General features: G+C 66.6%; 15 protein-coding genes. 11 read left to right on the top strand and 4 right to left on the bottom strand.

The genetic code is table 11. From position 1 onward, the window contains the following. The first annotated feature begins 3 nt into the window (after positions 1-3). From ACZYZE_RS00235 to ACZYZE_RS00210, 6 genes are all read left to right on the top strand, one after another. Positions 4-900 (top strand): ABC transporter permease, encoded by an 897-nt coding sequence (locus ACZYZE_RS00235; protein WP_459319786.1) that lies wholly within the window; start codon positions 4-6, stop codon positions 898-900. A gap of 31 nt (positions 901-931) precedes the next feature. Then, entirely contained in the window at positions 932-2,266 is a 1,335-nt protein-coding gene (locus ACZYZE_RS00230; RefSeq protein ID WP_463905584.1) for a sensor histidine kinase, read from the top strand. Then, positions 2,263-2,988: a response regulator gene (locus ACZYZE_RS00225; RefSeq protein WP_459319788.1), complete on the top strand. Its 726-nt coding sequence runs from the start codon at positions 2,263-2,265 to the stop codon at positions 2,986-2,988. The genes ACZYZE_RS00230 and ACZYZE_RS00225 overlap by 4 nt, the downstream gene beginning before the upstream one ends. Positions 2,989-3,210: 222 nt before the next feature. Continuing rightward, a complete protein-coding gene (locus ACZYZE_RS00220) occupies positions 3,211-4,650 on the top strand; it encodes an amino acid permease (RefSeq protein WP_463905582.1) in 1,440 nt (479 codons plus the stop codon). 251 nt (positions 4,651-4,901) lie between these two features. Further along, entirely contained in the window at positions 4,902-5,807 is a 906-nt protein-coding gene (locus ACZYZE_RS00215; RefSeq protein WP_463905580.1) for an intradiol ring-cleavage dioxygenase, read from the top strand. 22 nt (positions 5,808-5,829) lie between these two features. Beyond that, the gene (locus ACZYZE_RS00210; RefSeq protein WP_459319791.1) at positions 5,830-7,140 is read left to right on the top strand and encodes a M18 family aminopeptidase; all 1,311 of its coding nucleotides are present in this window, start codon (positions 5,830-5,832) and stop codon (positions 7,138-7,140) included. A 28-nt stretch (positions 7,141-7,168) separates the two neighbouring features. On the opposite strand, the gene ACZYZE_RS00205 is transcribed toward ACZYZE_RS00210, so the two are convergent. Next, positions 7,169-7,852: a DUF1345 domain-containing protein gene (locus tag ACZYZE_RS00205; protein ID WP_459319792.1), complete on the bottom strand. Its 684-nt coding sequence runs from the start codon at positions 7,850-7,852 to the stop codon at positions 7,169-7,171. Positions 7,853-8,116: 264 nt separating this feature from the next. Between ACZYZE_RS00205 and rpsF the strand changes: the two genes are divergently transcribed. From rpsF to rplI, 4 genes are all read left to right on the top strand, one after another. Next, a complete protein-coding gene (gene rpsF, locus ACZYZE_RS00200) occupies positions 8,117-8,422 on the top strand; it encodes a 30S ribosomal protein S6 (RefSeq protein WP_069950073.1) in 306 nt (101 codons plus the stop codon). A 58-nt stretch (positions 8,423-8,480) separates the two neighbouring features. Next, positions 8,481-9,086: a single-stranded DNA-binding protein gene (locus tag ACZYZE_RS00195; protein WP_459319793.1), complete on the top strand. Its 606-nt coding sequence runs from the start codon at positions 8,481-8,483 to the stop codon at positions 9,084-9,086. Between the two features lie 126 nt (positions 9,087-9,212). After that, the gene (gene rpsR / locus ACZYZE_RS00190; RefSeq protein WP_003800144.1) at positions 9,213-9,452 is read left to right on the top strand and encodes a 30S ribosomal protein S18; all 240 of its coding nucleotides are present in this window, start codon (positions 9,213-9,215) and stop codon (positions 9,450-9,452) included. A gap of 17 nt (positions 9,453-9,469) precedes the next feature. Continuing rightward, a complete protein-coding gene (gene rplI, locus ACZYZE_RS00185; RefSeq protein ID WP_459319794.1) occupies positions 9,470-9,922 on the top strand; it encodes a 50S ribosomal protein L9 in 453 nt (150 codons plus the stop codon). A 170-nt stretch (positions 9,923-10,092) separates the two neighbouring features. Here the strand turns inward: rplI and ACZYZE_RS00180 are convergent, their stop codons facing one another. Then, a complete protein-coding gene (locus tag ACZYZE_RS00180; RefSeq protein ID WP_463905576.1) occupies positions 10,093-10,527 on the bottom strand; it encodes a DUF1801 domain-containing protein in 435 nt (144 codons plus the stop codon). Positions 10,528-10,678: 151 nt separating this feature from the next. Between ACZYZE_RS00180 and ACZYZE_RS00175 the strand changes: the two genes are divergently transcribed. Beyond that, the gene (locus ACZYZE_RS00175) at positions 10,679-11,305 is read left to right on the top strand and encodes an FMN reductase (RefSeq protein ID WP_459319796.1); all 627 of its coding nucleotides are present in this window, start codon (positions 10,679-10,681) and stop codon (positions 11,303-11,305) included. A gap of 173 nt (positions 11,306-11,478) precedes the next feature. Here the strand turns inward: ACZYZE_RS00175 and ACZYZE_RS00170 are convergent, their stop codons facing one another. Together ACZYZE_RS00170 and ACZYZE_RS00165 are read right to left on the bottom strand one after the other, a co-directional pair. After that, the gene (locus tag ACZYZE_RS00170; protein WP_459319797.1) at positions 11,479-12,051 is read right to left on the bottom strand and encodes a hypothetical protein; all 573 of its coding nucleotides are present in this window, start codon (positions 12,049-12,051) and stop codon (positions 11,479-11,481) included. 4 nt (positions 12,052-12,055) lie between these two features. Beyond that, complete coding sequence (locus ACZYZE_RS00165) at positions 12,056-12,523, bottom strand: hypothetical protein (RefSeq protein WP_459319798.1); 468 nt, start codon at positions 12,521-12,523, stop codon at positions 12,056-12,058. Between the last annotated feature and the right edge of the window lie 85 nt (positions 12,524-12,608).

Here is a 12,608-nt window from a genome sequence, read left to right as displayed (position 1 = left end):
GCCATGAGTTCAACCACCCTCGAACCCATCCCGTCCCGCCGGGGCGCACACTCCGGCGCCGAGACCGCGCTCTCCGGCAACGGCACCAGCACCGGCCCGGGCCCCGGCTTCTTCCGGGTCCTGAATTCCGAGTTCATCAAGTTCCGCACCCTGCTGTCCACCCTGATCCTGCTCGGTTCCACCGTGCTTGTTGTAGTGGGCTTCGGCGCACTCTCCGCCTGGGGAACCGGGCAGTTCGCCGAGGCCGCGGCGACAGACCCGCAGGCGGCTGCCGCGTTCGCCGCCCAGGGCGGGGACCTCGCCGTCGGCGTCCCCACCTCCGGCATCGCCTTCGCCCAGCTGATCCTTGGCTCGCTCGGGGTGCTGCTGATGAGCTCGGAGTTCACCACGGGCATGGCCCGTTCCACGTTCGCGGCAGTGCCCAAGCGGACGCCCGCGTTCGTTGCCAAGCTGCTGGTGGTTATGGTGACTGCGTTCGTTGTCACCGTGGTCTCCGTATACCTGGCCGGCCTGGTATCGCTGCCGATCCTGGACAACTACAACCTCAAGCTGGACCTCGCCAGCTCCCAGTCGGTCAAAATGCTGCTGGTCAACAGCGTCTACGTCGCAGCCGTCGCCGCAATCGGCATGGCGCTGGGTGCCCTGATCCGCAACTCCGCAGGCGGCATCATGAGCCTGGTCGGACTGTTCTTCGTGGCACCGATCGCCTTCCAGCTCATTCCGGGCGACTTCTTCGTCGAGGCCCGGAAGTACCTGCCCGGAAACACGGTGGAGCCGATGACGGCCGTGCAGCACGCCGCGGACACCCTGGAAGCCTGGCAGGCAGCCCTGGTGCTGGGCGCCTGGGTGGTCATCCCGGTGGTCCTCGCCGGTGTCCTGTTGAAGCAGCGCGACGTCTAGGCCCGCCGGGCCCACCGTCTAGGCTCAGAGCATGATCGATGCAGTACCAGTGAAGGACGCGGCAGCCGGCCAGGCTGACGCGTCCTTCGCCGAAATCACCGCCCGACGGCGGGGCCGGCTACGGCGCTATCTGTTCCAGCACCCGCGGGTCATGGACGCCGTCGTGGTGTTCGTCTACGTCCTCCTGGTCACCCCCACCGCGGTGGAATCGGTGAACGACGGCGCCTGGCCGGCCGCCGCGCTGCTGGTGGCGGTTGCCACCGCCCTGCTCGTCCGCCGGAGCCACCCAATCCCGGTGGTGGCGGCAGTGGCAGTGCTGGAAGTGGCCGTCACCCTGCTCCACCCCTGGGGCTCCAACGTCTCCGCGGGACTCTGGTTCTCGCTGTATGCCGTGGCCGTGGTCCGCACGCGGCGCTTCGCCCTTGTCACCCTGGCGCTGGCCACGGCACCGCTGGCGCTGTTGTACTTCCTCACGGCCGTGGGCCCGCTGGACGGCCGGCTGCCGGACAGGGCCGTCAGTACCCCGGAGAACTTCCAGCTCGTCACGAGCATCGCGGCCGGCATCAGCATCACCCTCTCCAACGTCATCGCCACCGGCATCGGCATCTCGGTCCGGCAGCGGCGTGAGCACGAGCATGAGATCGCCGCCTGGGCCGCGCGGGCGGCGCAGCTTGGCTCGGTCAACGAGCGCAACCGGATCGCCCGGGAAATGCACGACGTTGTGGCGCATTCACTCACGGTCATGATCAGCCTCTCCGACGGTGCCGCCGTTGTGGTCAGGAAAGATCCGAAGCGGGCCGCCGAAGTCCTCGGTGAACTGTCCCGCACGGGGCGCACGGCGCTGGCGGACATGCGGCGTGTGCTCGGGGTGCTGCGCGACGAGTCCGACGCTGGACATGCGCCACGGGAACCCCTGGTGGCCGGCGACAACCTGGCCAAGCTGTTCGAGGGATTCCGCACCGCGGGCCTGCCGCTGCACTACACACACACGGGCCAGGCACTGCCGGACGACGCGGCGTTCCAGCTGACTGTCTACCGGATTGTGCAGGAATCGCTGACCAATGTGCTGCGCTACGGCCGATCGCTGGGCCGGGTCGACGTGACGATTTCCCGGGACGGCGACACCGTCACCATAGACGTGGCCGACGACGGCAAGGGGGCCGTGGACGCCGGCGGCTTCGGCCCCGCGGCGGCGGGGACGCTGGACCCCCAGGGGCCCCCGTGGCGGCTGGGGGCCGGCCAGGGCCTTCCCGGGATGAGGGAGCGCGCCCGCATCTACGCCGGCACCGTGGAGGCCGGGCGTAGGATCGACGGCGGCTGGCGCGTGCACGCCGTCCTGAACTGCAACGGCAAGGGGAAGCAATGAGCGAGACCGCACCGATCCGCGTCCTGCTGGTGGATGACCAGCCGCTCCTGAGGATGGGGTTCCGTCTGATCCTGGAGGGGGAGGATGATCTGTGCATTGTGGGCGAGGCTTCCGACGGCGCCGAAGCAGTGCGCCGTGTCCGGGCGCTCACTCCTGACGTCGTGCTGATGGACGTGCGGATGCCGGTCCTGGACGGGATCGAGGCGACGCGGGCCATCACCACCGCCGGTTCGTCCGCCAAAATCATCATCCTGACCACCTTCGACCTGGACGAATACGCCTTCGCCGGGCTCCAGGCCGGGGCCTCGGCCTTCCTGCTCAAGGACGTGGCCCCGGCCGAACTGATCAGCGCCGTCCGGGTGGTGGCGAGTGGCGACGCCGTCGTGGCCCCGCGCGTGACGCGCCGGCTGCTGGAAACCTATGTCCGGGGAGTCCGCTCGGGTGCTGGGGGCGCTGGCGGCCCGTCGAACCCGGGCCAGACGGCCCGGGCGGTCAAAGACCCGCTGCTCGATGACCTCACCCCGCGAGAGACCGAGATGCTCGGGGCGATGGCCGAAGGGCTCTCAAACGCCGAGATTGCACACCGGTACTTCCTCTCCGAAGCCACCGTCAAAACGCATGTGCGGAGGATCCTCGCGAAGCTCCACCTGCGCGACCGGGTCCAGGCCGTGGTGTACGCCTACGAAACAGGCCTCGTGGTGCCAAGCAACCCGGATTACTGAATCAGTGGTTTCCGGCACATGTCAAAATTGCCTCTGAGGCAACTTCTTTTGCCTCCTGCTCCGTCTTTCTGGAGTACCGCCCTGCCTTCCCGCACGTCATTTGTGGGACTGCACAGGACGGAGGGCGGCCGGCCCGGTCTAGGGTGAAACGTCAATGTGGCCCGCCACACAGCACATTCCGCTGAAACCGGACCCAAACAATTCACGAAGGACGGCGCTTCCATGCACGCTGACCAACAGCTTTCGAAATCCCTGAAACCCAGGCACCTGTCCATGATCGCCATCGCCGGCGTGATCGGGGCCGGCCTGTTTGTCGGCTCCGGTGTCGCCATCCAGCAGGCCGGCCCCGGCATCCTGGTGGCCTACATGGCGGCGGGGCTCGTAGTCATCCTGGTGATGCGCATGCTCGGCGAAATGGCCGCGGCCAATCCGGAAACCGGATCCTTCTCGACCTATGCGGACAAGGCACTCGGACGCTGGGCCGGCTTCAGCATCGGCTGGCTGTACGCCTGGTTCTGGATCATCGTGCTGGGCATCGAGGCCACGGCCGGCGCCGCTATCATGCATCGCTGGGTGCCGGGCATCGACCAGTGGGTCTGGGCGCTGCTCCTGATGGTGCTGCTGACCCTCACCAACCTCGGCTCCGTGAAGTCCTTCGGCGAGTTTGAGTTCTGGTTCGCCTCGATCAAGGTCGCGGCCATCGTGCTGTTCCTGCTCTTCGGCGTCGCCGCGATCCTGGGCCTCATCCCCGGGGTCCCCGCCCCGGGACTGGACAATCTGGTCGGCAACGGCGGCTTTATGCCCAACGGCCCCGGCGCCGTGCTGGCGGGCATCCTGGTGGTCGTGTTCTCCTTCTTTGGTGCCGAAATCGCGACCATCGCCGCCGGTGAGTCCGAGAATCCCGTCGACGCCGTCAAGAAGGCCGTGAAGTCCACCGTCTGGCGCATCCTTGTTTTCTACATCGGCTCCATCGCCGTTGTGGTTACCCTGCTGCCGTGGAACTCCGCCTCCGTGGCCAAGAGCCCCTACGTCGCCGTGATCGAACTGTTCGGCATCCCCGGCGCCGGCACCATCATGGACATCGTTGTGCTGACCTCCGTGCTGTCGTGCCTGAACTCCGGCCTCTACACCGCCAGCCGGATGCTCTTCTCGCTTTCCCGCCGCGGCGACGCACCGCGCTCCTGGATGCGGATCTCCAAACGCGGAGTCCCCGCCGCCGCTGTGCTGTCCTCCACCGTCGTCGGCTTCATTACTGTCGGCCTGAACTACCTCGCTCCCGACACGGTCTTCCTGTTCCTCGTCAACACCTCGGGAGCCATCGCCCTGTTCGTGTGGCTCGTGATCGCCGGCTCGCAGCTGATCCTGCGCCGCCGGATGGGCGCCGCGGCCAAGGACCTCCAGCTGAAGATGTGGCTGTTCCCGTACCTGACCTGGGTGGCCATCATCAGCATCGTCGCCCTGCTGATCGGCATGGTGATCCTGGAATCGACACGCGAATCGCTCGTGCTTTCGCTCGCCCTGGCCGCCGCTGTGGTCGGGATCGGGCTGTGGCGCTACCGCACGCACGGCGGAAAGTCCCGGATGCACTCTCCGGACGACGCCCCGGCCACGGCCGAGGAACGGCCCGAGACCGCCACGGTGGGTGCCCCCCCGGCGTCGTAGACCTCCTCCCCACCGGACATGCCCAGCGCTGGCGCCCAGGGGTGGACATAATGCCACTATGTCCACTCGCCGCTGCCGGGGGAGGGCATGTCCGGGAAGGACGGGGGGACATGTCCAGTCCTGCGGTGAAAGGGAGGGCATGTCCGGGGAGGGGCGGGTTCGTTCGGCTGTCAGCCTGCTCCGCCTCAAGGCACAGCGCGCTCACAGTAACGCCCTAGTCACGGCATAGCGTGCCGGGGTTCCATGGAGCCATGAACACTTCAGAACAGGCCCCGCACCAGCCGCATCCCAACCATGACCGCGGCCTGGAATTCGACCTTTCCACGCTGCTGAGCCGCCGCTCGCTGGGCATGTTCTTCGGGGCAGGGACGGCGGCCGCGGCCCTCGCGGCCTGCACGTCGGGCGGCTCCGCCGGATCCGGAAGCACGACGTCGGCCCCAACAGCTGTGACGCCGGCCGCCCCCGGAAGCGCCGCCGCCGCCACGACGCCGTCTGCCTCGCCCACGCTTACCCGCGCGATCGCAGAGTGCGGCGTCGAGATTCCGAAGGAAACCGCGGGACCGTTTCCGGGCGATGGCTCCAACGGCCCCAATGCGCTGGCGGCCTCCGGCGTGGTCCGGCAGGACATCACCTCCAGCTTTGGGACTTCCTCCACCGCGGCCGGCGGCGTCCCGCTGGCTGTCACACTGACACTGCTGGACAACGCGAACGGCTGCGCACCGCTTGCCGGCGCCGCTGTCTACGCCTGGCACTGCGACAAGGACGGCAGGTACTCCATGTACGACTCGGGCCTCAAAAACGAGAACTACCTCCGCGGCGTCCAGGAGGCCGACGCCAACGGGCAGGTCACCTTCAAGACCATCTTCCCCGGGGCCTACAGCGGGCGCTGGCCGCACATCCACTTCGAAGTGTTCGAATCCATGAGCAATGCCACGGCGGCCGGACAGGTCCTGGCCGTGTCCCAGATCGCGCTGACCGAGGCGGCCTGCAAAGATGTCTACGCCTCCGCGGGCTATGAATCCAGTGCGAAGAACTTCCCGCGGACCACGTTGAAATCGGACAACGTCTTTGGCAACGACGGCGGGATCTACCAGCTCGCCACGATGGCCGGATCGGCGTCCGGGGGCTACACGGCCGGGCTCAACGTCACCGTGTAGGCACGGCACTAGACTCGGTGCCATGCCTTCACACTCCACTGCCGCAGCCCACATCCAGGACCTCGGCGCCTACGTCACCGCCTCGCCGTCGAGCTTCCATGCCGTGCACGAGGCCGCGCGCCGGCTGGATGCGGCGGGCTTCACCGGCCTGGACGAGCTCCAGCCGTGGGACGGCGCCTCCGGGACAGGGAAGTTCTATGTGATCCGCGACGGCGCCCTTATCGCCTGGGTGACGCCGGAGACGGCAGGCCCCACCACGGGCTTCAACATCCTGGGCGCGCATACGGATTCGCCGTCCTTCAAGCTCAAGCCCAGGCCCACCACCGGTAAGTTCGGCTGGCTGCAGGCCGGCGTCGAGGTCTACGGCGGCCCGCTGCTCAACTCCTGGCTGGACCGTGAACTCCAGCTGGCCGGCCGCCTCGTGATGCTGGACGGCACGCAGCACCTCACCGCCACCGGGCCGCTGCTGCGCTTCCCGCAGTTGGCCATCCACCTGGACCGCGCCGTGAACGAGGGCCTGGCCCTGGACAAGCAGCAGCACATGAACCCCGTCTACGGCCTCGGCGATCCCGCCGGGGAAGACCTGCTGGCACTGCTCGCCGGCCGGGTCACGGGAGCAAACGTCAACCCGGCGCAGATCGGCGGCTACGACGTCGTCATCGCGGACACCCAGCCTCCCGCCGTCTTCGGGGCCAAGGGCGAGTTCTTCGCCTCCGGCCGGCTGGACAACCTCTCGGCGACGCACGCCGGACTCACGGCGCTGATCGCCCACGGTTCGGGCCCGCTGCCGGGAGGTGCCCCGATCGCCGTGCTCGCGGCCTTCGACCACGAGGAAATCGGCTCTGCCTCCCGCTCGGGCGCCAGCGGCCCCATCCTCGAGGATGTACTGGTCCGCATCTCCGACGGTCTTGGCGCCACGGTGAGCCAGCGGCGGCAGTCTTTCGCGGCGTCATTCTGTGTCTCCGCCGACGCCGGCCACGCCGTGCATCCCAACTATGCCGAGCGGCACGACCCGGCAAACCGGCCGGCGCTGAACGGCGGGCCGCTGCTGAAGATCAACGCCAACCAGCGCTACGCCACGGACGCCGCGGGAGCCGCACTCTGGGCCCGCCTGTGCACCGACGCGGGTATCCCGTACCAGGAGTTCGTCTCCAGCAATGTGATGCCGTGCGGCTCCACGATCGGCCCGCTGACCGCCACCCGGCTGGGTATCCGGACGGTCGACGTCGGGGTGCCGCTGCTCTCGATGCACTCCGCGCGCGAGCTCTGCGGCGTCGAGGACCCGCACCGGCTCGCGAAGGTGACCGAGCAGTTCTTCGGGACGGAGGCTTAGGCCTTCGGGCCAGGCCAGGCCGGCCGGACTAGAAGGCGAGCCCGATGACGAGGTTGAGGGTGGCGGCCAGGATGATTGTCCCGAAAAGGTAGGACAGCAGGCTGTGCTTGAGGGCTTCGGCGCGGATGCCGTGGTTCTGCAGGGCCGTGTCTGAAACCTGGTACGTCATGCCAAGGCTCGTAGCCAGGTAGGCGAAGTCGGTGTACTGCGGCGGCCGGCTCTGATTGAAGTCGATGCCGCCCACCCCGGAGCCGGCCTTCCGGCCCGTGCTGTAATACAGCTCCGCGTAGCGCAGGGTGAAGAGCGTCTGGACCAGCATCCAGGAGAGTGCCACCGAGACCAGCGCGAGCAGGCCTCCGCCGAGCCGGGACACGGCGTCGGTGTTGTTGTGGGAGTCCACGACGACCGCTGCCACCGCCGCCAGGCTGGCCACGTTCGCGGCAAGGATGAGTAGATCCGTGGTGCTCCGGGCCGGATCCTCGGCCGTGGCGTGGGATTGTGTTTCAGCAGGATCCAGCCGCCCGATAACCAGCCAGACCCAGGCCGTGTAGGTGAGTGAAGCCCCGCACCAGCCGATCGCCGGGGCCTGCACCCAGCGGCCGGCCAGCCCGGCCGCCGCCGCGGCCAACAGCCCGCCCAGCAGCATGATGGCGAAACGCAGCCGGCTCCTCCGGGTGCGCACGGTACGTCGGGACCGGGAGCCTGTGTTCATTCCTTGATCATGGCATGCCGCCGGCATCCACCCGGCCGGGGCGGTTATCCACAGGGAGGCCGGCGGCGCTGCAAGGATCCGCCGGCGGCGCTTACGCTGGGCAGGTGTGGAATCGCGGAATCCGGACCCGATGCACTAAGCTATTGAAGTCTGTGCTACGCCCTGCCCCCGTTCTTGGGGGTGATGCGGGCACATGGCACCGCAAATGAACCTCCTGTTACGGAAATGCCGTAACCGCTTAGCCCAAAGGAGGTGGGTTCACATATGCGTCCTTACGAATTGATGGTAATCATCGACCCCGAGGTCGAAGAGCGTACCGTTGAGCCAACGCTTCAGAAGTTCCTGAATGTCATCACCACCGATGGTGGAACCATCGAAAAGGTTGACATCTGGGGCCGTCGTCGCCTGGCTTACGAAATCCAGAAGAAGACTGAAGGTATCTACGCCGTGGTGAACTTCACCGCCGAGCCGGCTACCGCCAAGGAACTTGACCGCCAGCTGAGTCTCAATGAGACCATCATGCGCACCAAGATCACCCGCCCCGAAGTACAGAAGGTTGTTGCTGAGTAATATCAGCTCCCAATTTTCACTCTTCGATCCCCCGCAGAAACGAACAAGGAGGCAGTAGATGGCAGGCGAAACCACTATTACGGTCATCGGTAATCTCACCAATGACCCCGAACTGAGGTTCACACCGTCAGGTTCGGCAGTAGCGAATTTCACCATCGCTTCTACGCCCCGCACCTTCGATCGCCAGTCCAATGAGTGGAAGGACGGGGAAACCCTGTTCCTCCGCGCGTCGGTATGGCGTGAAGCAGCCGAAAACGTCGCCGAATCCCTGACCAAGGGCATGCGCGTGATCGTTTCCGGCCGCCTGAAGAGCCGTTCCTACGAGACAAAAGAAGGCGAGAAGCGCACCGTTATGGAGCTCGAGGTCGATGAAATCGGCCCGAGCCTGCGCTACGCCAACGCCAAGGTCAACCGCACCCAGCGCTCAGGCGGTGGGGGTGCCGGCAACGGTGCCCAGGGTGGCTTCGGCGGCGGCAATAGTGGCGGTGGCTTCGGCGGCGGCAATAGTGGCGGCGGCTCTGGTGGAAACCAGGGCGGCAACTCCGGCGGAACCTGGGGCGGCAACCAGCCAGCGGCAACGCAGGATGACCCTTGGGCTACGCCCGGTGTCAGCAATGCAGGCGGCGGCTGGGGCAACGGCCCTGATTCCGAACCTCCCTTCTAAACAACATTTAAGGTTCGACGCCGGAACACGCCGGGACGCCGCAAGGCGGACGGTTGCAGACCGACGTCGGATCACCACCATCCCGTGGATCAATATCCACGGGCTCCATCGAATAGGAGCTCCACGATGGCTAAGGCTGAACTCCGTAAGCCCAAACCAAAGTCCAACCCCTTGAAGGCCGCTGACATCACTGTCATCGACTACAAGGACGTAGCATTGCTGCGCAAGTTCATCTCCGACCGCGGAAAGATCCGCGCCCGTCGCGTCACCGGCGTCACGGTGCAGGAACAGCGCAAGATCGCCCAGGCAATCAAGAACGCCCGCGAAGTTGCTCTGCTGCCTTACTCCGGCGCTGGCCGCGGCTAAGGAAGGGATTAACTAACATGGCAAAGCTCATTCTGACCCACGAAGTAACCGGTCTCGGTGCTGCAGGCGATATTGTCGAGGTCAAGGACGGTTACGCACGTAACTACCTGCTGCCCCGCAACTTCGCCCTGACCTGGTCCAAGGGTGGCGAGAAGCAGGTTGAGTCCATCAAGGCTGCCCGCGTTGCCCGCGAGCACGCTTCCCTGGAAGACGCTCAGAAGCAGGCCGCTGCACTCTCTGCCAAGCCGGTCAAGCTCGTCGTCAAGGCTGGCGAGACCGGACGCCTGTTCGGCACCGTCAAGCAGGCCGACGTGGCTGATGCTGTTGAGGCCGCTGGCCTTGGCCGCATCGACAAGCGCAAGGTTGAACTGCCGACGCACATCAAGTCGGTGGGTTCCTACCAGGCCAACGTCCGTCTGCACGACGATGTTGCCGCTGTGATCGAACTCGACGTAGTCGCAGGCAAGTAGCCCATACCGGCTGCGCAGTCCTGAACTGCTGGAAGGCCCCCGCCTTCGGATTCCTCTTGGGAACCGGACGCGGGGGCCTTCTGCTTTTAACCAACGCGGGGTCACTTCGCGCCCAAGGAGCAGGGCATTTTGGGCGCGAAGTGACCCCGCGTTGCTTTCAGGGGGTGGGCCTAGTCCCGGTGGAGGACCGTGGTCACATGCCGGTAGCCGTGGCGGATCAACTCGATCAGCACCGCCCCGTCAACGTCGTCGAGCTTGGTAACGTAAAGGCAGCCGGCGCCCGTCCTGTGCTTCCCCAGCCGTGCCAGCAACTCCTCCGACTCGGGGCCGTAGGTGAGGCCGTAGAGCGACAGGCTGGCCTTCCGTGGCGAGAAGCCCACCGCGGGAGCGTCCCCTTCGCGCCCTGTCTCGTATTTGTAGTGGTAACGGCCGAACCCCACAATCGTCGGACCCCACATCGCGGCCGGCTGGCCCGTGACTTCTGCCATCAGCGCCAGCAGCCGGAGCCCGTCCCGTCGCCGGACAGGATTTTCGACGGCGGCCAGGAAACCGCCCACTGACGCGCTGGTTGCTGTGGTCTTGTTCTCGGTCTTGTTTTCAGCCATGAGGGCAGTCTGGCAGAACGGCGGATCCCTGTCAGCGTCTTCGGGGCGTCATCAGTGCCCAGGGAATAAACGGACCGGCACACCGCTTTTACGGGTAGATGCAAACGCATGTAATAGTCCCGCTGACCTTGACGCGATCCAGGAGCACCCTTTGGAAAACCGACGTATCACCGTTCTCACCGCCGGACTCGGCGTCCCGTCGTCGAGCCGCCTGCTGGCAGACCAGATGGCTGCCTCGGCGGAACACCAGCTTGCGGCGGCCGGCTACGCAGCCACGGTAGAGGTGGTGGAACTGCGGGACCTAGCCGTAGACATCGCTAACAACTTCGTGACCGGCTACGCGGCCCCGCGGCTGGCCGAAGTGATCGCCGGCGTCGGCGCTTCCGACGGCCTCATCGCCGTCAGCCCCGTCTTCAGCGCCTCCTACAGCGGGCTGTTCAAGTCCTTCATCGACGTTCTCGACCCCAAATCCCTTGAGGGCAAGGCCGTCCTGCTCGGGGCCACCGCCGGCACGGACCGGCACCAGATGGTGCTGGACTTTGCGATGCGGCCTCTGTTCACCTACCTGCGCACCCGGATTGCTGCCACCGCGGTGTTTGCCGGCCCCCAGGACTGGGGAAACAGCGACGGCGGCGGTTCTCCGCTCTCTTCACGGATTGACCGGGCGGCGGCGGACTTCGTCGGATTGCTGCAGGTCTCGCAGCCGCAACAGAAGTCGGCAGTCCCGGAGTCACTGCCGTTCGAGCAGTTACTCGCCGGGATCTCGGGGCGGCGGTAGCAACTCCCGCCGCCGCTGCGGCCCCGCCGACGACGCGCCGGCCGCGACCAGCCGCGCAATGACGACCGCCGCCGCCCTAAAAAGAAAGAAGGCTGGCTCGGCGAAGTGTTCGACTTCTAGCCCGGTTGGGAGCGGCCGGGGCGTTTCGTCGTCCAGCCGCTGCGGTCCCGTCCTTAATCGTCCAGCAGGGCGATGAACTCCCGGGCCTGTTTGAGTGAGATCTCCGAGTGCCGGGTAAGGGCCATGGCGGCCGCCTCGGTGTCGCCGCTCCTGGCCAGCGTGCGGATCCTGCCGTAGATCTCGTCGTTGAGCATGTTGCTGCTGACCTCGCGGGTGACATCGCCTTTGCTTGCGATTGCGCGGTAGCGATACGCGAAGCGCTGCGGGGCATCGTCCTCGTCATCGCTGGGCGCCTGCGCGGGGGCCTCCGGACGAAAGGGTTGCGGATGGGCCGCCAGCGCCCCGACGGCGTCGCGGGAGGCCCGCAGGCCGTCGCCGGTGGCCTCAAGGTAGAGCTTTATCGCGGCCATGGCCTGCCCCTGCGCGATCAGCGCGTACAGGCGGCGGTGCTGCTCCTGATTGAGCTTAACCGCGGCCGCACGGGCAAGCTCCAAGGGGTCGCGGCCCGGCTGTGGCTGCGGTTCCGGCCGGTACTGGGCACCGCGGCGGCCAAGGGCCCGCACGGCCAGTAGCACTCCGGCGCCGACGAGCGCCAGGATCAGGACGGGGATAATCAGGGATTCCATGGAACTAAAGCCGATCTACATATTTCTTGGCGGTCAAAAGATCTGAATGCGTTGCCTGGCGCAACAGCTTGATGGCCTGGATCTTCTTGCCGCTCCGGGCCAACGACTGAAGCTGCAGGGAAAACTGAGGGTTGAGTTGGCCGCCGGGCAGGACCGGACCCTGATAGCCGGGCTGTCCCACGGCCGGGGCGACGCCGGTTTGGGCGCGCAGCGCTGCCCTGGCATGATCGGCCTGCTGTGATTGCTGCTGCTCGTTCTGGCTGGGGCGGGTGGCGGCGTCCACCCGAGCCCGCGCGGCGGTGGCGGCCTGTACCTGCGCCGCGTAGTGGGCCTGGGAGCGGACGGCCAAGTCCTGCTGATAGCGCTCGGCGTCGGACAGGCCGAAATCGCGGGGCTTGAGGGCCGTGGCGAACGCCCAGAGGACTGCCGCCAGGATGAGGGCAGGCAGTATGACTAGCAATACATCGCCCATGTGTAGAGCTTATGCCAGATCCCAGTTATCCACAGCATATTCGGACCGGCGCATACAGCGCGCCGTCCGGTGCCGTCAATTCGGA

The sequence above is a fragment of the Pseudarthrobacter woesei genome (assembly GCF_055412745.1).
Note: the sequence above shows the minus strand (reverse complement) of the source record. Positions and strands in the feature narration are given on the sequence as shown.